17 protein-coding genes are annotated in these 21,355 nt (G+C 55.3%); 15 read left to right on the forward strand and 2 right to left on the reverse strand.

Annotated features, from left to right (window positions below):
- Positions 1-130: 130 nt before the first annotated feature.
- Positions 131-1,309, reverse strand: coding sequence for an FAD-dependent oxidoreductase (locus KHU29_RS05995; RefSeq protein ID WP_211451800.1), 1,179 nt, complete (start codon positions 1,307-1,309; stop codon positions 131-133).
- A 350-nt stretch (positions 1,310-1,659) separates the two neighbouring features.
- Between KHU29_RS05995 and KHU29_RS06000 the strand changes: the two genes are divergently transcribed.
- Complete coding sequence (locus KHU29_RS06000) at positions 1,660-3,972, forward strand: NADP-dependent malic enzyme (RefSeq protein ID WP_211451802.1); 2,313 nt, start codon at positions 1,660-1,662, stop codon at positions 3,970-3,972.
- 198 nt (positions 3,973-4,170) lie between these two features.
- Complete coding sequence (locus KHU29_RS06005; protein ID WP_281416082.1) at positions 4,171-5,823, forward strand: 3-(methylthio)propionyl-CoA ligase; 1,653 nt, start codon at positions 4,171-4,173, stop codon at positions 5,821-5,823.
- 175 nt (positions 5,824-5,998) lie between these two features.
- Here the strand turns inward: KHU29_RS06005 and KHU29_RS06010 are convergent, their stop codons facing one another.
- Positions 5,999-6,913, reverse strand: coding sequence for a 5'-nucleotidase (locus tag KHU29_RS06010; RefSeq protein WP_211451804.1), 915 nt, complete (start codon positions 6,911-6,913; stop codon positions 5,999-6,001).
- Between the two features lie 370 nt (positions 6,914-7,283).
- Here KHU29_RS06010 and KHU29_RS06015 point away from each other — a divergent pair, with 370 nt between their 5' ends.
- From KHU29_RS06015 to KHU29_RS06075, 13 genes are all read left to right on the forward strand, one after another.
- The gene (locus tag KHU29_RS06015) at positions 7,284-8,675 is read left to right on the forward strand and encodes a collagen-like triple helix repeat-containing protein (protein ID WP_211451806.1); all 1,392 of its coding nucleotides are present in this window, start codon (positions 7,284-7,286) and stop codon (positions 8,673-8,675) included.
- 216 nt (positions 8,676-8,891) lie between these two features.
- On the forward strand, positions 8,892-10,610 hold the full coding sequence (locus KHU29_RS06020) for a ShlB/FhaC/HecB family hemolysin secretion/activation protein (RefSeq protein ID WP_211451808.1): 1,719 nt from the start codon (positions 8,892-8,894) through the stop codon (positions 10,608-10,610).
- 491 nt (positions 10,611-11,101) lie between these two features.
- On the forward strand, positions 11,102-11,290 hold the full coding sequence (locus tag KHU29_RS06025; protein WP_211451810.1) for a Flp family type IVb pilin: 189 nt from the start codon (positions 11,102-11,104) through the stop codon (positions 11,288-11,290).
- A gap of 78 nt (positions 11,291-11,368) precedes the next feature.
- Entirely contained in the window at positions 11,369-11,911 is a 543-nt protein-coding gene (locus tag KHU29_RS06030) for an A24 family peptidase (protein ID WP_211451812.1), read from the forward strand.
- 122 nt (positions 11,912-12,033) lie between these two features.
- Positions 12,034-12,519, forward strand: a complete 486-nt coding sequence (locus tag KHU29_RS06035; protein ID WP_211451932.1) for a TadE/TadG family type IV pilus assembly protein — start codon at positions 12,034-12,036, stop codon at positions 12,517-12,519.
- Positions 12,520-12,823: 304 nt separating this feature from the next.
- Positions 12,824-13,849, forward strand: a complete 1,026-nt coding sequence (gene cpaB, locus KHU29_RS06040) for a Flp pilus assembly protein CpaB (protein WP_211451813.1) — start codon at positions 12,824-12,826, stop codon at positions 13,847-13,849.
- A gap of 56 nt (positions 13,850-13,905) precedes the next feature.
- Positions 13,906-15,222 (forward strand): type II and III secretion system protein family protein, encoded by a 1,317-nt coding sequence (locus KHU29_RS06045; protein WP_211451815.1) that lies wholly within the window; start codon positions 13,906-13,908, stop codon positions 15,220-15,222.
- A gap of 20 nt (positions 15,223-15,242) precedes the next feature.
- On the forward strand, positions 15,243-16,547 hold the full coding sequence (locus KHU29_RS06050; RefSeq protein WP_211451817.1) for a CpaE/TadZ family protein: 1,305 nt from the start codon (positions 15,243-15,245) through the stop codon (positions 16,545-16,547).
- Between the two features lie 115 nt (positions 16,548-16,662).
- The gene (locus tag KHU29_RS06055) at positions 16,663-18,018 is read left to right on the forward strand and encodes a TadA family conjugal transfer-associated ATPase (protein ID WP_211451819.1); all 1,356 of its coding nucleotides are present in this window, start codon (positions 16,663-16,665) and stop codon (positions 18,016-18,018) included.
- Positions 18,019-18,020: 2 nt separating this feature from the next.
- Entirely contained in the window at positions 18,021-18,950 is a 930-nt protein-coding gene (locus KHU29_RS06060; protein WP_211451821.1) for a type II secretion system F family protein, read from the forward strand.
- Between the two features lie 86 nt (positions 18,951-19,036).
- On the forward strand, positions 19,037-19,948 hold the full coding sequence (locus KHU29_RS06065) for a type II secretion system F family protein (protein WP_246541554.1): 912 nt from the start codon (positions 19,037-19,039) through the stop codon (positions 19,946-19,948).
- The gene (locus tag KHU29_RS06070; RefSeq protein WP_211451824.1) at positions 19,945-20,850 is read left to right on the forward strand and encodes a tetratricopeptide repeat protein; all 906 of its coding nucleotides are present in this window, start codon (positions 19,945-19,947) and stop codon (positions 20,848-20,850) included. The genes KHU29_RS06065 and KHU29_RS06070 overlap by 4 nt, the downstream gene beginning before the upstream one ends.
- Before the next feature lie 37 nt (positions 20,851-20,887).
- Positions 20,888-21,334 carry a DUF3613 domain-containing protein gene (locus tag KHU29_RS06075; protein ID WP_211451826.1) on the forward strand — a complete coding sequence of 149 codons (447 nt, stop codon included), beginning with the start codon at positions 20,888-20,890 and terminating at the stop codon, positions 21,332-21,334.
- The last annotated feature ends 21 nt before the right edge of the window (positions 21,335-21,355 follow it).

Genomic DNA, 21,355 nt, shown 5'->3' on the forward strand with positions numbered 1-21,355 from the left:
ATTGTAGGGTGGGCACGAATGCCCACGCGGAATTCACTCGTGGCAGATGCCTGTTTTGGTAACGCGTGCGTTTGCACTCCGGCTATCACGGTCACGCGTGGGCATTCATGCCCACCCTACGCCAAATCATTTAAGCCGTCGTCCCCAAAGCCGCCATCAAGGCTTGCCTGATTTTCGCTTCTTGCGGCGCTACCCCGAAACCTACCATCACACCTTGCGCATCAAAGAAGCGGCAGATGGTGGTAGCGCCATCCAGTTCGGTTTCCCAGCGGCCGGCGGCCACCGTGTGCGGTGGCGGCGGTATCAGCGCGAGCGGATAGCTCGGTGTCTTGACGATCACCGGCGAATGTTTCAGATCGATTTCGGTATCTTCACCAGTCAATGTCTTGGCAATCGCACGCGCGGCGGTAAGAATCGGTGCGATGTATGGCAGGGGACTGGTGCGGCCCTCCCGGTCGACGCGGTACTCGGCGCAATCGCCGAGCGCATATACGTCGGCCGCGCTGGTACGGCCATGGCTATCGACCATGATGCCGCGGCCGGTGGTCAATTGCGCTACTTGCGCCAGAGCCAGGTCGGGACGCAGGCCGACGGCCGACAAGACGACATCTGCCACGACCACTTCACCATTCGACAGGGTAATCTTGATTGCACTGTCGGCATGGTCGATGCTGGCGGCAGTCGTACCAAGTTGCAAGTTGATGCCACGCGCAGTCAGTGCCGCATGCAAACCTTGGCACAAAGCTTGCGGCGCCAGCGCTGCCAATGGCAACTGATTGGGATCGATCAGCGTAACCGTATGGCCGTGCGCAGCAAGGTCGTCGGCAAATTCGCAACCGATCAAACCGGCGCCCAGAATGGCGACGCGGGCCGATGCTTGCAGATCGGGCAGCAACTTGGCGCGGAAGGTGGCGTAATCGTCGATGTGATTGACGGACAGCACGCGGTCGCTGGCGTCGCCGGCAAGGTTCAGCCGGATCGGCTGGGCGCCGACGGCAAGCACCAGTTGCCGGTATTCGAAAGCGCCGCTGCTGGTGTCAACTATCTTGCGTGCGGTGTCGATGCCGTTGACCCGGGTTTTGGTCAGGATAGTGGCGCCGATCTGTTCCGCCATTTGCGCCGAGTTTTGCGAAATCAATTGCGCCGCCACTTTCTTTTGGGCGAAGGCGTTCGAAAGCATCGGCTTGGAATAGAAACCGCCATCGTCGGCCGTAATGATCAGCAGTTCGGCGGTCTTGTCCAGCTTGCGCACTTCGCGCGCCAGACTGTAGGCGGCCATACCGGCGCCGATGATGATGATGGGTTTCATGGAGTGTCCTGAACGATAATTAACTGAATTGGCAGAGTTGGCGGCGATGAAAAAGCGGTCTTCAATCTTGTTTGCATTGAGCGATAAGTCGCCGCAATGCGTGCGGGGTGCAATTTTATTACAACATCAGTAGTGCCGGGCTTGATCTCGATCAATTTCCCGGGCATTTCCAATTTCCAATTTGCAGTGCATATTAATTGAAATTTAAAATTAATCGATTTTATTAAATTGATAGTTATTTTAAATTGTTGCGTGAAATCCTCATTCATAATGCGAAATTTGCATGGTTGACGGCGAGCAGTCTGATAAAATCAAAGACTTTCACTTGTTAGACTTGGGGACAGAGGCATATGGATTCGATGATCGATAAAAAAGAAGAGCTCCGCCAACAATTGCGTCAAGCGGCGCTTGAGTATCACGAGTTTCCAACCCCCGGGAAAATAAGCGTAACCCCGACCAAATTGTTGACTAACCAGCGCGATCTGGCGCTGGCGTACTCGCCGGGCGTTGCTGCCGCTTGCGAAGAAATCGTGGCCGACCCGGCTAACGCCTTCCGCTACACGGCGCGCGGTAACCTGGTTGCGGTTATCACCAACGGCACCGCCGTTCTCGGCCTCGGCAATATCGGCCCGCTGGCATCGAAGCCGGTGATGGAAGGCAAGGGCGTGCTGTTCAAGAAATTCGCCGGCATCGATGTCTTCGATATCGAAATCAACGAACACGATCCGGAAAAACTGTGCGACATCATCGCCTCGCTGGAGCCGACTTTCGGCGGTATCAACCTGGAAGACATCAAGGCGCCAGAGTGTTTCGAGATCGAGCGCAAATTGCGCGACCGCATGAAGATCCCGGTCTTCCACGATGACCAGCACGGTACCGCGATCATCGTCGGCGCGGCGATTCTGAATGGCCTCAAGGTAGTCGGCAAAGACATCAAGAGCTGCAAGCTGGTGGTCTCCGGCGCTGGCGCCGCGGCGCTGGCCTGTCTGGATCTGATCGTCGATCTCGGCTTCCCGATTGAAAACATTTTCGTCACCGACCTGGCCGGCGTGGTTTATAAAGGCCGCACTGAACTGATGGATCCGGACAAGCTGCGTTTCGCGCGCGAGACCGATGCGCGTACGTTGGCCGAGCTGATCCCGGGCGCTGACATTTTCCTCGGCCTGTCGGCCGGCGGCGTACTCAAGCAAGACATGGTGAAGGCGATGGCGCCGCGGCCGCTGGTGCTGGCGCTGGCTAATCCGACGCCTGAAATCCTGCCGGAAGATGTCAAGGCCGTACGCGATGATGCGGTCATGGCGACTGGCCGTTCGGACTATCCGAACCAGGTCAACAATGTTCTGTGCTTCCCTTACATTTTCCGCGGCGCACTCGATTGCGGCGCCACCACTATCACGCGTGAGATGGAAATCGCGGTGGTGCATGCGATCGCCGAGCTGGCGCAAGCCGAGCAATCGGATATCGTCGCCACGACCTACGGCGTCACCAATCTGTCTTTCGGACCTGAATACATCATTCCAAAGCCGTTCGATCCGCGTCTAATGATCAAGATTGCACCGGCAGTCGCCAAGGCCGCTGAAGCGTCCGGCGTCGCCAGCCGTCCGATCAAGGATATGGAAGCTTATATCGACAAGCTGCAGCAATTCGTTTATCGCAGCGGTACCTTCATGCGGCCGCTGTTCCAGGTCGCCAAGAAGACAGCGGCCGAGAAAAAGCGGATTGTCTACGCTGAAGGCGAAGAAGAACGCATCCTGCGCGCAGTGCAAGTGGTGGTCGATGAAAACCTGGCGCGGCCGATCCTGGTGGGCCGTCCAGCCGTGCTGCAACAGCGCATCGAGCGTTTCGGCCTGCGTCTGAAGGCTGGTGTCGATTTTGAAGTCATCAATCCGGAATTCGACGCGCGTTATCGCGATTACTGGCAGACTTTCCTGGCAATGACCAAGCGCCAGGGCGTGACAGAGCAATACGCCAAGCTGGAAATGCGTCGCCGTCATACTTTGATCGGTTCGATGGCAATCCATAAAGGCGATGCCGACGGCATGATCTGCGGTACTTACGGCACCACCAGCCTGCATTTGAACTACATCGACAAGGTGCTGGGCCGCCGCGAAGGAGTGAATGTCTACGCCGCGATGAATGCCTTGATCCTGGCCGACCGCCAGCTGGTGCTGGTCGATACCCATGTCAACGAAGATCCGACTGCCGAGCAACTGGCGGAAATCACGATCCTGGCAGCGGAAGAAATGCTGCGTTTCGGCATCAAGCCGCGCGCAGCCTTGCTGTCGCATTCGAATTTCGGTTCCAGCGACAGCGCTTCTGCGCGGAAAATGCGGAGTGCGCTGGGTATCATCAAGGAATTGGCGCCGGAGCTGGAAGTCGATGGTGAAATGCATGGCGACACCGCGCTGAACGCCGAGCTGTTGAGAAAAACGATGCCGGATTCGTCGTTGAAAGGCGATGCCAACCTGTTGGTAATGCCAAACATCGATGCCGCCAATATCGCCTACAACCTGCTCAAGAATACTTGCGGCAATGGCGTGGCGGTCGGCCCGATCCTGTTGGGTTGCGCCAAGCCGGTCCACATCCTGACGCCATCGGCAACGGTGCGCCGTATCGTCAACATGACCGCCTTGTGCGTGGTGGACGCGATTTCAGCACGCTGAATCGAAGACAGTAGCAAGCACAGCAAGCTGGAATAGAAGGACCCGGCTATACCGCCAAATGATCGGCGGTATAGCCGGGTCCTTTTTTTCGTAGGGTGGGCATGCGTGCCCACCCTTCTTTCTTATTTCTGCCGTCGCTTATCGAGAAAACGTGTAAATTGTAATAAAAACAGAACCATTACAACATCAGGAGATGCAATGTCACAGTATCCGAAGAGTCCGTTGATGGGGCAGATGATGAGCCAGCCGCTGCTCATTTCCAGCATCCTCCAGCATGCAGATCGTCATTTCGGCGGTAATGAAATAGTCTCGCGGCGGGTTGAAGGAGATATCCATCGCTACACCTATAGTGAGTGCCATCGCCGCGCGCGCCGGCTTGCCAATGCCTTGGGCACGCTGGGCGTGAAGATGGGCGAGCGGGTTGCCACTCTGGCATGGAACGGCTATCGGCATATGGAGGCGTATTACGCGGTATCCGGTTCGGGGGCGGTGCTGCACACAATCAATCCACGCCTGCATCCGGACCTGATCGGCTACATTGCCAACCACGCCGAGGATCAATACCTGCTGTTCGATGTCTGTTTCCTGCCGCTGGTGGAGGCGGTGGCGCCCCTGGCCAAGACCATCAAAGGCTACATTGCCATGTGCGGGCCCGAGTATTTGCCGCAAGGCAGCAAGCTGCCCAACCTGATGTGCTATGAAGCCTTGCTGGAAGCCGGCGCGGACGATTACAGCTGGCCATTGTTCGATGAGAATTCCGCCTCCAGCCTGTGTTATACCTCGGGCACCACCGGCAATCCAAAGGGCGCCTTGTACTCGCACCGCTCGACTGTTTTGCATTCCCTGGCATCGACCATGCCGGACACCATGAACATATCAGGGCGTGACGCCGTATTGCCGGTAGTGCCGATGTTTCACGTCAACGCCTGGGGTTTGCCGTACGCGGTGCCGATCACTGGCGCGAAAATGGTATTTCCCGGCCCCGGACTGGATGGGAAATCCCTGTACGAATTGTTCGAGCAAGAGCAAATCACCTTTTCCGCCGGCGTGCCGACGGTATGGCTCGGCTTGCTGAACTATATGGATCAAAACCAGCTGAAATTCTCCAGCTTCAAGCGCACCATCATCGGCGGCTCTGCCTGCCCGCCAGCGATGATGAAAGCTTTGCGCCATCGTTATGGCGTAGATGTGGTACACGCCTGGGGAATGACCGAAATGTCGCCGCTGGGCACCACCGGCAGCCTGCAGACCAGGCATTTATCCCTGCCTCCTGAAGAGCAGGAATTGCTGCTGCAAAAGCAGGGCCATGCGATCTATGGCGTCGATATGAAAATTGTCGACGACGCCGGCCACGAGCTGCCGTGGGATGGAAGCACCTACGGCAATCTGCTGGTCAAGGGGCCGTGGGTTGTCGATACCTATTTCAAGAATGAGGGCGGGACGGTGCTGCAGGACGGCTGGTTCCCAACCGGTGACGTGGCGACCATCGATGCCGACGGCTACATGCAGATAACCGACCGCAGCAAAGACGTCATCAAATCAGGCGGCGAGTGGATCAGCAGCATAGACCTGGAAAATATCGTGATGGCGCATCCGGCGGTGCAAATGGCCGCCTGTATCGGGATGTTTCATCCGAAGTGGGACGAGCGGCCATTGCTGGTGGTAGTCAGGAAGCCGGACATGGAGGTGACTCGCGAGCAGCTGCTCGCATTTTTTGAAGGCAAGATCGCCAAATGGTGGACGCCGGATGATGTTGTTTTTGTCGACGCCTTGCCGATTGGCGCTACCGGCAAGCTATTGAAAAACAAATTGCGGGAGCAGTTCAAGGGACATGTCCTGCCGACCGCTTGAGGTTGATGCCAGATCAATTAAAGTAAGCGCGAACAAGCTGCGCCATTGGCGACCCGTCTAGGCGTCCCCGACTAGGCGTCCCCGACTAGGCGTCCCCGACATTCCCGCGAACGCGGTAATCCATTTGGGGTAGTCAGTACCTTGGATCCCCGCGTTCGCGGGGATGACGGAATGTTTATCCAAATTCGCTGGGCTGTTTCCAAGGCACTCGCCCGGTTTGCACGGTGCCGGCGGCGCGCTCGCAATGCGCCGGCTGGTCGTCAAAAAACATATGCGGCTTGAAGGCGGCCAGCACATCCGATTTGACGAGACCGCCCATGAAGAAGGTTTCATCGATCGCCACATCCCAGGCGCGCAAGGTGCGAATCACGCGTTCATGGGCCGGCGACGAGCGCGCCGTCACCAGTGCGGTACGGATCGGCGCCGCATGTCCGTCCGGATTCTTGAAGTTATTCTGGATATACGACAGCGCCAGCAACAGCCGCGCAAACGGACCTTGCGGCAATGGCAGCATGGCATTCTCGCGCTCGTGCTTCTCAAATGCTTCGATCCCTTCGGTTTGATAAATTTTTTCCGATTCATCTGAAAAAATGACGGCATCGCCGTCAAACGCGATACGGATCTGCTCCAGCTCTTCCAGCGCATTCTCCGGTTTTTGGTACAGCAGCGCTGCGGCAATGCCGGAATTCACGGCAGCCTGGACATCGTCTTCATGCAGGGACAAGAACAGGCTGACATTGAAGGCCTGCAAATACGGCGCCAGCGAAGCGCCGCCGGACAGCACGGCACGCGTGATGTCGAGGCCGTAATGCTTGATCGAGTTGAAGATGCGCATCGAGGTTTCACTGGAATTGCGCGACATCACGACTACCTCGACGAAACGCTGGCCGGTCAGTTGATTCAGTTTCAGCAGCGCTTTTACCAAGGCGAACCCGGCCCCGGGTTTGAGCACCTGGTTTTCATTGAGCAGCTGGTGACGACGATACTCTTCCAGCCCCTGCTGCCGAAAGATTGCTTCTTCGGTTTCCAGATCGAATAGCGCACGGGATGAAATTCCGATTACCAATAAATTATCCAAGGACTGCGGCATGAGTGGTGGTCTTAAGGTCGATTAGCGAGAGCGCTCATTATAGGCGTTGGAGCAACTATTAACGGATCACCAGGGAGGTGGTTGTCTGGTGGTGTTTTTGCAACTTATTCGTCGTATTGGGCCGGCGTTGTTCCCTCGCGTTACGTTACATGTTACGTGTCGGTGGCCATGTTGGGCGGCATGGCAATGTTACCGTTCCAGTAGTAAATATTTCTCTTAGTCATTGATTTATAAGTTCTTTTTCTGATTTTCATGGAAATGGATGCGCTGCAACTGTTGCTGTTTTGAAGGAGTTTCTGGCTGGCACGTTCTTTGCGAAAAAAGACAGTAGGCAGGGCTTTATCCGATTCATCAAAAAGGGAGATAGATCATGAACGCATCGAAAAAAAGCGGATTGCTAGCGGCATCCATGTTACTGACGGCATTGCTCACCGGATGCGGCAGCGGCGGCGGTATACATGCCGATGGCGCCGGCGCGGGCGCTAGCACAGCGGGTACCGGTCCTGGCGGCACCACACCGACGACTCCACCGACACCGCCGACACCACCGACTCCACCAACGCCACCGACTGCTACATCGAGCAATCTGATCTCGAATGTAGGCACTACCGTATCGAGCGTAGGCACAGCGGTTGACGGCGCTGGCAACACCATAGTCAGCCAGTTACCACTCACTCCAGCTACCAAGACTGCATTGAAAGGCGTGATCGACAATGCCAGCGGTATCGTTACCGTACTCGGCGGCGGTTTGACTAACGGCCTGGGGCAAATTGGCACGGCGCAGGATCCGGTTGGCATCACAGTCGGCAGTACCGGCGGTGTGGTAGCGCAGGTTGGCGCCACGGTGAATAGTACAGGACAGGTAGTCACCAGCCTGGGCAGCAGCGGTCCGCTTAGCGCTCTGGCGCCGGTAACTGCACCAGTTGGCGGTTTGGTCAGCACTATCGGCAACACCATCTCCGGTACTGTGGCGCCGACACTCACTACGGCATTGACCACCGGTCCGGTGCAACAAGTCACGCAAGCGGTGAGCACTGCGATTGAGCCTTTGACCAGCACCGCAGGGACCTTGCTCCAGACCGTTGGCAATACCACAGCGGTGAACCAGCCGGCTAATCTTTTACTGGGCGTGGTTGGCGGCACTGTCGCCAGCGTCGGTGGCGGGCTGACTAAGTCCGGCGTGCCTGTCGTCAGCAATCTCGGCCCGGTAGTAAGCAACACAGGCAACCTGGTTGGCGGCCTCGCCGTCAACGGCGTGACCGGCACCGGCCAGCCATTATTGGGAAATCAAACCGGCGGTATCTTGCAACCGGTTGACGATGCACTGCTTGGCGCCCTGGTCGGACCGTTGGCCCCCGTGGTCAGTACTGTGAATGGCCTGACCAGCAGCCTCACTGGTGCAGCAGCCGGCGCCGGTAGTGGTCCTCTGGCTCCAATCACCGGTCTGTTGGGAACTTTGGGCGGTGCAGCAGGTGGTGCTGGCGGTAGCAGCCCTCTGGCTCCAGTCACTGGTCTGTTAGGGACGTTGAGTGGTGCTGCGGGTGGTGCTGGCGTTAGTAGCCCTCTGGCTCCAGTCACCGGTCTGTTAGGGACTTTGGGTGGAGCTGCGGGTGGCGCAAGTGGCAGTAGCCCTCTGGCCCCGGTAACCAATCTGGTAGCCGGGTTGACCTCATCGGTGTCTGCCGGGACTACTAGCGGGACAGGCACCGGACAAGCGACGGGATTGTTGAGTGGCTTGCTAGGTGGCATAACTAAAAAATAAACATTAGCAGCGGTTTGCAAAAGGGCCTTGGTTTTTACCAAGGCCCTTTTGTTCGAGCGAGCGGGAAAACAGTCAAGCAGTAAAGAGGCAAAATGACAACACATGCTGCAACAAAATAGTTGCACCAAATGAATTATTGCCGTAATTTAATAATAACTTGACATCCCGATTAATGGGCAGGTTTTGCCGTCTACAAAGAACGAGAGCCGTCGCAGCATGCAATTATTCAAATCGAGATGCTATCGCCGTGCTGCGGTGATCATGGCCAGCGGCGCTTGTTGCCTGATGGCGTCGTATTCTTTGCCTGCCTATGCGGATGGACGCAGTCCGCTGCAAGGCAATCCGGCCGACACTTTACCCAAAGCCGAGGCACCCGCAAGCGCGCCGGTGACCATCAATATCCAGACCCAGGCGGTCGATCCCGCGTTGCAAAAATTGCTGGCAAGTCATCTGACGCCGTCGCGTTTCCAGATTGCCGGCGTGAAAACCTTGCCGTTCGATCAGGTGGCTGCATTGTTTGCGCCGTTGGCTAATCGCGATACTACAGTCGCCGAATTGCTGGCCACCGCCAACAAAGTCACGCAGATGTATCAAGACCAGGGCTATCCACTCTCTTTTGCCTTCATCCCGGCCCAGACTTTCGAGAATAACGTGGTAGTGGTCACGGTTGTCGAGGGTTACGTCAAGAACGTCAAGATCGAAGGCAATCCCGGCGGCAACGAAGATCGCCTGAAGCAGATTGCTGAACAATTGCAACAAGAGCGGCCGTTACGCCGCGCCACCTTTGAACGGGTTGCCGGCATTCTTAGCCTGCAGCCAGGAGTCAAGATTGTCGCCAACGTAGCGCCACCGACCACCACCGACGGCGCCGCCGACATGGTGTTGACGGTGAAGCGACGGCCGGTCACGGTCGGGGTTGGCGCCGATTACCGGCAACCCGGAATACGCGGTTTGCTGACCGCCAGCACCAACGGCCTGACGCCGTTGGGTGAGCAGGTGACAGTCAGTACGCTGCAACCCAGCGGACCGCAGGACGAGAAATATTACGCGATCAATTATGTCCAGCCAATCGGCAATGACGGGCTGTTGGCCAAGCTGAACTGGTCCAATTATCGCGCTCAGCCGGAAAATTCGGCTTTGGAAGGCGTGCAATACCAAGCGCGCTATCAAACCAAAACCGTACGTGCTGGCGGCTCCCTCAGTTATCCGGTGATCCTCGATAACACCCATAGCCTGACCGTTACCGGCGGCGCGTATAGCGTCGAAAATGGCCAGGAGTTCACGCGTTCGGTGCCGGCTACGCCAATGACGTTAGAGCTCAGTTCCCAAGTGCGGGTGTTGAGCGCGGAAGCAGCGTGGGTCGATGTCAAAACAGGGCCGGACAAATTGCAACAGACGCGTCAGTTGAGCGTCGGCGTATATAAAGCGGTGAACGGGCTTGGCAGCAAAAGCGAGAAGAGCAATGTCGACCTGGGCTTTACCAGAGTCACATTGCAAGCGGCGCAATCGAATCAGCTGGGCGGCGGCTTCGGCGTTGCGGTGGCCGCCAGCATGCAGTACAGCAGCAATATTTTGCCGACCTCGGAACAGATCGGTTTCGGCGGGAAACTGTTCGGTCTTGCTTATCCGGTTGGTGAATTGGCCGGCGACAAGGGCTGGGGTATTTCGGCCGAGGTCAATCGCATGTTCCCGATGAGTTACACCTATCTGAAGAAGGTGCAGCCTTATCTCCTGGTGGATCATTCTCGCGTGTATTCGAATTCCGGCCCTCTGACCCACGATACCCTGGGTTCTATCGCGCTGGGAGTGCGCTTTTCGGATGACCGTTACTACACCCTTGATCTGTCGCTGGCAAAGCCGGTGGCAGACGTCCCGGTCAATTCCAGTTCCAGATCGCCGCGTGTGAATGCATCCTACTCGTATCAGCTGGATTAGATTTCGCGTCATATCGGGCGGATTGCGTATCGAGGCACTTGAGCGTTAGAAATGTGTCGGAAGATTGTCGAAGAAAATTGCCATTTATGCGCCATTACGCAGGCGCTCAACTATGTGTCAGGCCATCAAGATCACGTCATTTTTGTGATGGGAAAAAGCTATGAAAAACATGCGTTGATAGTTGAATTTTAATGTCGCTTAAAATAAATAATTTGTAGCTTTTTTGCAACTATTTTTTCATGATGTGAAGCGAGATTTCAGCGAAAAATTGCGTTTCTCCTATGAAGGAATAATTAGAGTTGTTGCTCTATTAATTTATTGCTAAAAAGTAAAAATTATCTTGAGGTAATGTTTATTCAGGGCTATGCTGGTACCACGTAGTTCGAGATCAAGAGTTGTTATTCACGGTTGAATGTAGGGTCGTTTCGCCGTGAATTGCAACACCAAGGGTAGCTGCTTTAACGAGATACGTTTTTTTTCAGGAGATCACAATGAATGCCAAATTAATGAAATTTCTTCGGGATGAAGATGGAGTTACTGCTATTGAGTATGGGTTGATTGCAGGACTGGTGGCAGCGGCGCTGATTGTCGCAGTGGCCGCATTGACCGGTGATGGTACTAAGGGTTTGCAGGGTATATTTACCCGTATCGGAACTAAATTAACCGGCCTAGCAATTTAATTGGTAGCTGAAGAAGGCGGATATCAATTAGATGATATGAACAGTCCAACTATTCTCAATGTTTAGTTGGGCGAAAAAATGCCGCATACGAGCCTTTTCTTGCTCTTACTGTTCTTGGTGTTTTGCACCATGATATTTCTGTACGACTACTTGTTCCGGCGTGTACCCAATATTTTTTTGCTGATCGCGATCGCGTTGCAACTGGGATCTTTCATGTTGTTGAGCAAAGGATTGAACGATGTAAGCTGGTTGAGTGCGCTATCAGGTCTTACCATCGGGTTTGTCTTTTTCTTGCCACTATATGCATTGCGGGCAATGGCTGCTGGCGATGTCAAGTTTTTTGCGGTGCTTGGCTTCTTGCTAGGGCCTGCAGCATTACTGCCGGTATTCATAATAGCGTCGCTAATCGCTGCCGTTCATGCCGTAGTGATTTACGCATCGCGGTTGGGAATAGCGCCGGGTCTGCAGTTGGTCGCGCTGCGGATAGCGCGCCGGTCTTGGTATCAGTGGATGCTGGAGAAGCGTGGCAATCGCGTTGGCATTCCTTACGCGGCCTATATGGCTGTGGCTGGAGCTTGGATAGGAACACATGGTGCGCGAATAGTGCCAGGATTTATTTGAATTCGTGTTTTACGTCATGCATATCAGCGCCGCACGCGTTGTTCATGCACTGATCGTATGGGTGGTAAAGATCGGGAGCAGGGGTGTATAAAAAATATAAATATGCGGCTCATCCTGCTGACATGGGAGCGAGGGCTAAGAATGTAGCTCAGCGCGGTGTTGCAGCCATAGAATTCGCATTGATCTTCCCGGTATTTTTCATGCTGCTGTACGGGATCATTACTTATGCCTTGATTTTCGTGGCTCAGCAGTCGCTGACACTGGCGGCCGAAGAGGGCGCGCGTGCTGCGTTGCGGTACATCGGCACTGGCAGTCCCACCGATCCCCTTCGCGGCATGGCTGCCTGTAATACCGTCACGCCGCTTGTCAGCTGGCTAGGCAGTGCCGCATGCAACCCGCCGGCTCCATATCCCACCACCGTACCATATGTCCAAGTCACTTATCTGACATGCCCTGCTTCTAACCCTGCCCCTAACGCAAATTGCATCAAGGTCAAAGTTACTTATCCATATGGCACTCAACCACTGGTGCCACTCCTGCTGGGATCGTTAATGAGTGTCGCGGTGCCTGCCAATCTGGGAGGCTCGGCCACGGTGCAAATTGATTGAGTATTTTCTTGGCATGCGATTGGCAGTTATTTATTTGCTGTGCATATTGCGATTTTAATCAACCTCGAATCAGTGGGACGATGATTTAAAGTGAGCTCTCAAAACGTCATCATCTTCGCGAACGCGGAGATTCAAGTGGCTGCATAACACGGTAACTACGATGGCAACCAAGATGGATTCCCGCGTTCGCGGGAATGAGGCAGGAAGAGTTATTAGAGGTGGCCTTAACGTCCTCGATGACTGAATTTTGTATGAAAGCCACTTTGAACATTTTCTCCGCTGGGACAGACACTTACTACACGCTATGAATAACCTGACAAAAATTGTTGCAGCGATACTGGTAGCGGCGGCGCTCGGCCTGGCAGTTGTGGCCTGGTGGCTGGGCAGTCGGCCGCCACCGCCGATTTCAGCGGCGCCAGCAGCGGTAATCGCGGGTACCTCCAAACAATATGAGGTCGTGGTGGCGGCACATGCACTGGCGGCGGGCAAGGCGATTGCCACCGATGACATTAGCCTGGTGAGCTTGCCTATCAATCCCGCTGGCGCGTATAGCCAGGCCAGTGCGGTAGTTGGCAAAATTCCTTTGATTGACATCGGTGCCGGTACTCCGATAACCGAAAGCGGCTTGGCTAGCGGTCTGGCAGTGAAATTGGCGGACGGCGAACGCGCCGTGGCGATTCCTGTTGATGAAATTGTAGGTGCCGGCAATCGTGTCCAGGCAGGCGATTATGTGGATGTGTTTTTCACTCTCAAGCAAGGCCAGGAGAGCGAAAAAACTCAGTCGCGTTTGCTCATGTCGCGCTTGCAAGTCTTGTCTTATGGCGCAGCGGTGATCGGCACAGCTACCAATGGCGGCAGCGCAGGAGCCATACCGAATCAACAAACCTCACAATCGGGCCAGCAAGTGCAGTCGTCGCAGCAAGCCCAGCAAGTCGCCCGTACTGCAGTGCTGGCGACGCCGGTTGCCGATGTGAATCGACTGCTGCTTGCAACCCAGAATGGCAAGTTGATGCTGGCATTGCGCAATCCTGGCGATGCAACAACGCCTGATCTGGCGCTGTTCCCGCCGCCGGCAGCCGTACTCGTCGGGAAAAAGGATCTGACACGCGATCAGCAACAAGCTATGCAGCAGCCGGATAACCAAGCCTTTGCCGGCATGGAGATGAGCGGGTTGGCTGGTGACTCGAAATCCGCATCAAGCCGCAAGCCGTATGTGAATAGCGCCAATAACGTAGCTGCGCAATCGGGCGCGGCGCAGAACCGCGGCGCCAACAACTCCGGAACAGTTGAGGTGATCCGCGGTACGCAACGGGAGTCGGTGGCCTTCTGAGGCGAAGATGTTCTTCAATGACAGGCCTATATCAATAACAGGATTGACCGTAACTCATGAAAATTCACGACCTAGTTCTGCCATTGCTATTGAGCGCAAGTGCAATTCCAGCATTTTCCGTGGCCGCTACCGCGGATATTACCCTCGGCATGCGCGAGCAGCAGAGCCTGCCGGTTGCAGGCACGCTGGAACGCATTGCCGTAGCTGACCCGGAGGTGGCGGATGTATTGATGGTACGCGGCGCCGGCGGCAAGCGCGGCAGTGTGATTCTGGTGGGAAAAAAAGCCGGTACCACCACCGTGACGGCATGGACCAAAGGGCTGCCGTCAAATACCTGGAGAGTGACGGTCCAGGGTGATTTGCAGGCCGCCCTGGCAGGGCAAGGGGGCGCCGAGGTGAAAGTTCGTGGCGCGGCGAGTGTGATCAGTGGCCACGTAGCGTCGTTGTTGGATCATACAAAAAGTAGCGCCGCTGCCGCCGACATGACAGGTAAAGGTAAGGTACTCGATATCTCGACCATAGATAGCGGCAACGTAGTGCAGATTGACGTCAAGATCGTCGAATTCAGCAAAACAGTATTGAAAGAAATCGGCTTTGATTTCTCCGCCGGCCTGAATCGCGGCAACTTCAGTTTTAATCTAGGCAGTAATCTTGCTTCCAACGGCGGATTGTCAACTGCATCGTCGGCATTCGGTCTGCTGACCAAGTTTAGCCGAGGCAGTTACAGCTTGAGCAGTAACTTGCGCCTGATTGAAGGTAATGGCATGGCGCGTGTATTGGCAGAACCATCTTTGACCGCGCTTTCGGGGCAAAGCGCAAGTTTTCTGGCGGGGGGCGAACTACCTATTCCTCAGTCAGGAGGTCTCGGTACCACGACGATTGTCTATAAGCCTTTTGGCATAGGCTTGACCGTGTCGCCGACCATTCTGGCCAAGGGGCGGATTGCTTTGAAAGTTGCGCCTGAGGCCAGCGATATTGACTATGCCAATGCCATCAATATCGGCGGTGCTGGCACTCCATCGATCCCGGCGATTACCACGCGGCGTGCGGATACCACGGTTGAGCTAGGCGATGGAGAAAGTTTCATTATTGGTGGCCTTGTCTCGCGCTCCACAAAATCTAGTGTTAATAAGATTCCGTTACTCGGGGATTTGCCTATTATAGGCAGCTTTTTCCGCAACCTGAGCTATACCCAGAACGACAAGGAATTAGTGATTATCGTCACGCCACATGTGGTCCAGCCCATCGCAAAGAATGTGCCGCTGCCACTGCCAGGTGAAGAACAGGAGCGCCGCAATACCGCAGGTACCGCATGGGGAAGTTATCTGCTTGGGGGAGCCAGCCGGGATGAGTTACCAGGATTTTCGAAGTAAGCGATAACTATTTGGGTTACATGATGAACGCTCGCAACAAGGCTTTGAATGAAATGGCGGCACTAAGTCGTTTCGTATTCTGCTCGCGTAACAGCACGCAAGCTGAGTGGTTAGGTGCCGCCCTCGGAAAATGGGGCACCTTGCTGCAGGAGAAGGCGGATGTGGCGGAATTATTGTCACGCATAGTTGAACTCGATCCCTTGCTGGTATTGCTTGATTTTTCCGGGGTCGAGTCAATCAGCGATCATGCCGGGGTCCTATCCATCGACTCTCTCGGCACCACAGCACACGCGATTGAATTGGCGCGTGCATTGAGCAAAACATTGCCGATGTTGCCCTTGGTGGCAGTCGGCTCCATGGCTTTTCCCGAAGGGACGATTGCCGCATTGCGAGCCGGCGTAAGTGACTTCATCGATGTCAGTGCCTCGGAAGACGAGGCGCGCGATGTAGTACAACGCGTGCTGGCCAAGGCCGCGGCGCGAAATCCGGCGCCGGTCAAGCGTGGCCAGCTGGTGACCTTGCTCGGTGTGCGTTCCGGTATTGGCACCAGTACGCTGGCGGCGCATCTGGCGGACATGATTCAGGAACGGAATGCCAGTCAAGGCGGCAAGCGAAATACGACCGACAGCCGTGTGGCCCTGCTCGATCTCGGCTTGCCCGCCGGGGACGGTAAATTATATCTGAGCGCTAACGGCAATTTCGATTTTGCCGAAGCCGTGCGTAATCTGCGCCGGCTGGACGAAACGCTGGTGCACACCGCGCTGCCGCGCAGCCCTGGTGGCGTGACCGTAATTTCCTTGCCTCACAGCTTGAGTGAGATGCGCACCGTTTCGCATCACGATGCGCTGGCTTTGCTGGACCGCTTACGCTTGTATTTCGATGTACTGATCGCCGATCTTGGCGGTTTCACCAATCATGAATTCATTGCCAACTTGACCAGTGCGGCCGACCAGGTATGGCTGGTGACGGACCAAAGCGTCGGCGCGCTGGTTTCTTTAGCGGGCACTTTACAAGAATTGAATGGCCGTCACCCGGATGATGGCAAGCGACGCCTGGTAGTGAATCGTTACGACGATCGTTTCGGCATGGCGGCCGGCCAGATTGCCGAGCGTTTCAAATTGCCGTTGCTTGCGACTGTACCGGAGCGCACGCTGAAACTGACTGCCAGCGCCAATCGCGGCAAGCTGCTACATGAAGTTGCTCCGCACGATTCCTACGTAAAGGCGGTCGATGGCTTGATCGATGGATTACTCAGCCATAACGAGACGGTGCCGCACAAGTACGGCGTGGGACGCTGGCTGCCGAAAATTTTGTTACGAAAATAAGCAAGCCGATTCAGGCACAACGTAAGCGTGATGCGCACCGCAATCTTGGTACTGTTCAAATAACTGGAAAAAACAGACAAGAGGCGGCCCAAGATGAAAGACGGGAGATACAAACGTGAGTAACCAGATTGAATTTGCTGATGATGACCAAACGTTTTCGAATACCCAGGAATTCCAGGATATCAAGACGGCAGCCTACGATCATCTGCTGACGCGGATTGAAGAACTGGGCGCGGAATTCGGCCGCTGGTCGCGCAGCGCGATCCAGCAATTCGTCAATCTGGACGTTGACGGTTTTGTCCGCCTGCAGCGTATCCCCTTGAATGAAGCCGAGGTGCGGCAGATTGCCGATGCCTTGACCAAAGAGCTCGCAGGTCTGGGGCCGCTGGAAGACTTGCTGGCCGACGCGACTGTCGAAGATATCCTGATCAACGGCTATAACGATGTGTTCGTTTCGCGCCACGGCATATTGCAACGTGAAACGTTACGCTTTACCGATAATGCCCATCTGCTGCGCATCGTCCGGCGCATCCTGGCGCCGCTCGGGCGTCGGCTCGACGAATCGAATCCCATGGTTGATGCACGTTTGCCGGATGGCGGCCGGCTGAACGTGGTGATTGAACCGTTGTCGGTAGACGGACCCATGGTATCGATCCGCAAATTCCGCAAAGAACCGTTGAAGCCTACCGACCTGCTTAATCTCGGCACCATGAACGACGAGATCTATGCGCTGCTGGAAAACGCCGTGAAAGCTCGCTGCAATATCCTGGTCTCAGGCGGCACCAGTTCCGGTAAAACATCCTTGCTGAATGCCCTGGCATTTTTCATTCCGGAAGCTGAACGCGTGGTGACTGTGGAGGATACTGCTGAACTGTCGCTTAACCATCCACATGTGGTGCGTCTGGAATCGCGTTTGGGCGGCTTTGAAGGTGCCGGCGCGGTCAGTATCCGTGACCTGATCCGGAACAGCCTGCGGATGCGCCCGGATCGGATTATCGTCGGTGAAGTGCGTGGCGCCGAGGTGTTGGAAATGCTGCAGGCCATGAATACCGGGCACGACGGATCGATGGGCACGATTCACGCCAACACGCCGCGCGAATGCTTGTACCGGATCGAAATGCTGGCCGGCTTTGCCGGCTTCCAAGGCAGCGAAAGCAGCCTCAGGCGACAGATAGCCGGCGCTCTCGATTTCATCGTGCAGATTGGCCGGCTTTCCAATGGCCGCCGCCGTATCGTTTCAATTACCGAAGTCACCGGCATGGGCGACAACATCATCACGTTGCAAGAACTGTATAAACACGAGAGCTATATCGCTCCGGACGGCGAAGAGGCAGACCGCTGGGTATCGCTGGGCATCTTCCCGCACGCACCGAAATTGCAACGGCAGCGCCAGCTTGGCCAGCAAAGCACCGGCAGCCCGAATACAGGTGGCTTCGCTCAAGGCGGCAGTACTCAGCCTGGAAGACGCTAGTCATGCATATCGCTCTATGGTTACTTGCCGCCGCTCTGCTTTCAGCAGGCACCGCGCTATGGCTGTGGCAGCGCGCGCAACAACGATCGCGGCAAGATGTCAGCGCTGCGTTCGTGGACAGGCAGATTCAAGGAATGCAGCCGGTGCAGCAACAGTCCCGAAGCGGAATCGAAACTGCGCCGCATTTGCAGTTGCAAACAGAAGCTTTGCGTCATTTTTTTTTGCGCGCAGGGATTCAGCAACCTGACGGCAGGCTGTATTTTAAGTTGCTAGTGCCTGGCGTCGGCCTGACCTTGTTGGCGTTGTTATTCGGTGGATGGCTTTCGGCGCTGGGAACGTTGTTCCTATACATCATGCTGATGATTTTTTATTTTTGGTTAAGAAGCTCGAAGCTTCAGCGCACCATGGTGCGGCAATTGCCAGGATTCCTCGACGCTCTGGTACGCCTGGTCACTATTGGCAACAGCATAGGCGCGGCTTTTCAAACTGCCATCCCAGGCACCGACGGGCCGTTGCGAGTAGTACTGGATCGTGCCAACCGACAGGTGCAGGCCGGGGTTGACCTGGAACATGCGTTGCGTCAGCAAGCAGCGATTTTTCGATTCAAGGAACTCGATCTGGTCGCCGCCGTGATCGGTATCTCCTCACGCTTTGGCGGACGTTCCGATTTGGTTCTGGAGCGCATGGCGGCATTCATGCGAGATCTGGAGCACGCTCAAAATGAACTGGTCGCTTTGTCGGCGGAAATCCGTCTGTCAGCATGGATCATGGGTCTCTTGCCGATTGCTATCGGCTTGTTCCTGATTATTTTTAATAACAATATGTTTCTCAATATGTGGCATGACCCAGTTGGGGAAAAAATGCTGATCGGTGCTGTCGTGCTCGAAGTGCTGGGTGGTTATGGCTTGTTTCGACTGGCGAAGACGGTCTGACTGCAAGTTTGATGCTGAGTGCTACATGAGGTGGAATTAAGGTGAATACAACGCAACATACGCTGATCATTCTGGCGATCCTGTTGATGGCAGCTGCCCTGCTGTTGGTTGGGGGAGCGTTGATAGCAAGGGCGTGGCGGCTCAAGCGCAATCTGGCCACGATTGATCAAAAGATCGCCGCGCGCGACAGACCTGCAGCGGTGTCCGATGTGCATATTGAATCGCCGGGCTGGCGCGATCGTCTGATTGCGCTCGGTGCGAATTGGCTGGATACCCCTGTGGGGCGCCAGTTGGTGGCGGAAGAGGACCGCCATCTGTTGGACCAGTGCGGCGTCAACGATACGCGTGGAAAATCCCAGTTCTTTTTGGCTCGGGTAGTGTTGGCGATAAGTTTACCGGTGTTGGGTTTATTGCTGTTTGATCGCGGAGGGTGGTTGTCACTGTTGTTGATTATCTTTTTTGGCATCGCTTTGGGATATATGTTGCCGAAATGGGTGATGCAGCGGGTCGCGCGCAAACGTCAGCGCATGGCCGCCGACGAACTGCCATTATTAATTGACCTGCTGCGCTTGTTGCAGGGAGTAGGTTTGTCGGTAGATCAAAGCTTACATGTCATTGAAAACGAATTCAGCAATGTATTGAAGGTGCTGGGTGAGGAGCTGGCGATCGCCGGTCGTCAATACAGTACGGGACGCAGCCGGGAACAATCGATGCGGCGATTTTCCACGGTATTCGACAATGAGGATTTGAGCGCGGTATCGCGTTTGTTGGTGCAGGTGGAGCATCACGGCGGCGCGGTACAAGAACCGCTCAAGTTGTTCAGTGAACGAATTCGCGAACAACGCAAACTGGATATGAAGGAAAAAATAGGGAAACTGACGGTAAAGATGACTGGGGTCATGGTGATGACTCTTTTGCCTGGATTGTTAGTGATTACCGGCGGCATGGGATTTTTAGCGGTAATCCGGGCACTCTCGAAAATGGGTGGAAATATATGAAGTTTTTTCTGACGCCGGAAAACACGGCCCGGCGGGTGCCGAAACATGTTCTGTCGACCTGGGCATTGCCATTTTTCATAGTGCAGGCGTCAACGCTGTTGGCTGGTTGCGCCACCAGTTCGGCAAAGATGTATGCCCAACAGAACGAAGCGGCCCAACTTCGCCAGGAGGCAGAGGAAAAGGCTCCGACACCTGACAACAAGGGCATGTATCTAGGGTTGATTCGTCAAATGCAAGAGAAGGGCATGTACTTTGCATCGCTGGCGCATATCGATGCCTACGAACAGCAAAATGGCAGTACGCCGGAAATCCAGCGTTTACGCGCTGACGCATTGCGTGAAACCAGGCAAAGCGTTGCTGCAGATGCCGCTTACCGTAAATTATTGAATTCGTCCGAGGCTAGCGCCGCCTGGCACGGCCTGGGTTTGATGGCGGCACAAAGTGGCGACTACAAAGGTGCCACCACAGCGCTGCGCGAAGCGGCAAAGCGCGAGCCGACCAATCCCGTGACGTTGAGTGATCTCGGCTACGCGATGTTACGCAATGGAGATATTGCCGGTGCACGTGTGCCGTTGGCGCAAGCGGCGGAACTGGCGCCCGATAATCGCAAGATGATAGGCAATCTGGCGCTGTTCCTTCTGGTTTCAGGTGACGCCGGCAAGGCGCGCGCCGTGATGGACAAGGGGAATTTGTCCGCAGACAGTCGTGCGACCGTGTATCGATTGGCTGCGGAAATTGGTCAACAACAACCGGTAGTGGTTGCGGTTCAAAATTCTGCCGGTAACGCAAAAACCACCGTAAAAGGAACTGCCGTTACTGCGGATAGAAAAAATGCAGATTCGGTACTGTCACCTGTTACGCCGTTCCAGTCGATGCTGGATCGGTTTGGTAATGGTGGCTGAATGTCATGCAATTAAATTTTTGCTTAAGAGGTATGCAATGAAAGCACAAGGAATTCTCGGTCAATGCAGTCTGTTCGTTGGCGCCGTATTACTGGTGATAGCCGGGATTCCGGAAGCGCCTGCACAGACCCAGTCGCCGCTCACAGGAAAGTTGTTACAGGAACCGGCAGTCGCGCCGACAAATATATCAGTGCCGGCGGCCCGGCCTGCAACCACTGGTGCATCCGCCATTTCACGCACGACTACCCGCGTGCCTGTGCAGACACAGGAAACACCGGTCGCGGCAGAGCACGCAGCAACGATACGTGTCGGTGACGTCACACATGCCTTATTGCAGGCGCAAGCCGATGGCCGTGTCGCAGGTCCGCGACTACCGATGTTAGGTGCGACGGCTGACGCCAGTTGGCAGCGCTACCTTGATAGCTTCAAGCGTCCGCTGCCGGAATTTTATGAAAACAAGGTATCGAAAGGTACCTCAAACTAGTCATTTTGAATGCGGATAGCG

It is taken from the genome of Collimonas antrihumi, from assembly GCF_018304965.1.
GTDB classification, from domain to species: domain Bacteria; phylum Pseudomonadota; class Gammaproteobacteria; order Burkholderiales; family Burkholderiaceae_D; genus Collimonas; species Collimonas antrihumi.

Excerpts from the sequence above, each read along its gene's own strand:
- KHU29_RS05995 (WP_211451800.1), bottom strand. The coding sequence starts at position 1,309 with ATGAAACCCATCATCATCATCGGCGCCGGTATGGCCGCCTACAGTCTG.
- KHU29_RS06000 (WP_211451802.1), top strand. The coding sequence starts at position 1,660 with ATGGATTCGATGATCGATAAAAAAGAAGAGCTCCGCCAACAATTGCGT.
- KHU29_RS06005 (WP_281416082.1), top strand. The coding sequence starts at position 4,171 with ATGTCACAGTATCCGAAGAGTCCGTTGATGGGGCAGATGATGAGCCAG.
- KHU29_RS06010 (WP_211451804.1), bottom strand. The coding sequence starts at position 6,913 with ATGCCGCAGTCCTTGGATAATTTATTGGTAATCGGAATTTCATCCCGT.
- KHU29_RS06015 (WP_211451806.1), top strand. The coding sequence starts at position 7,284 with ATGAACGCATCGAAAAAAAGCGGATTGCTAGCGGCATCCATGTTACTG.
- KHU29_RS06020 (WP_211451808.1), top strand. The coding sequence starts at position 8,892 with ATGCAATTATTCAAATCGAGATGCTATCGCCGTGCTGCGGTGATCATG.
- KHU29_RS06025 (WP_211451810.1), top strand. The coding sequence starts at position 11,102 with ATGAATGCCAAATTAATGAAATTTCTTCGGGATGAAGATGGAGTTACT.
- KHU29_RS06030 (WP_211451812.1), top strand. The coding sequence starts at position 11,369 with ATGCCGCATACGAGCCTTTTCTTGCTCTTACTGTTCTTGGTGTTTTGC.
- KHU29_RS06035 (WP_211451932.1), top strand. The coding sequence starts at position 12,034 with ATGGGAGCGAGGGCTAAGAATGTAGCTCAGCGCGGTGTTGCAGCCATA.
- cpaB (WP_211451813.1), top strand. The coding sequence starts at position 12,824 with ATGAATAACCTGACAAAAATTGTTGCAGCGATACTGGTAGCGGCGGCG.
- KHU29_RS06045 (WP_211451815.1), top strand. The coding sequence starts at position 13,906 with ATGAAAATTCACGACCTAGTTCTGCCATTGCTATTGAGCGCAAGTGCA.
- KHU29_RS06050 (WP_211451817.1), top strand. The coding sequence starts at position 15,243 with ATGATGAACGCTCGCAACAAGGCTTTGAATGAAATGGCGGCACTAAGT.
- KHU29_RS06060 (WP_211451821.1), top strand. The coding sequence starts at position 18,021 with ATGCATATCGCTCTATGGTTACTTGCCGCCGCTCTGCTTTCAGCAGGC.
- KHU29_RS06065 (WP_246541554.1), top strand. The coding sequence starts at position 19,037 with ATGGCAGCTGCCCTGCTGTTGGTTGGGGGAGCGTTGATAGCAAGGGCG.
- KHU29_RS06070 (WP_211451824.1), top strand. The coding sequence starts at position 19,945 with ATGAAGTTTTTTCTGACGCCGGAAAACACGGCCCGGCGGGTGCCGAAA.
- KHU29_RS06075 (WP_211451826.1), top strand. The coding sequence starts at position 20,888 with ATGAAAGCACAAGGAATTCTCGGTCAATGCAGTCTGTTCGTTGGCGCC.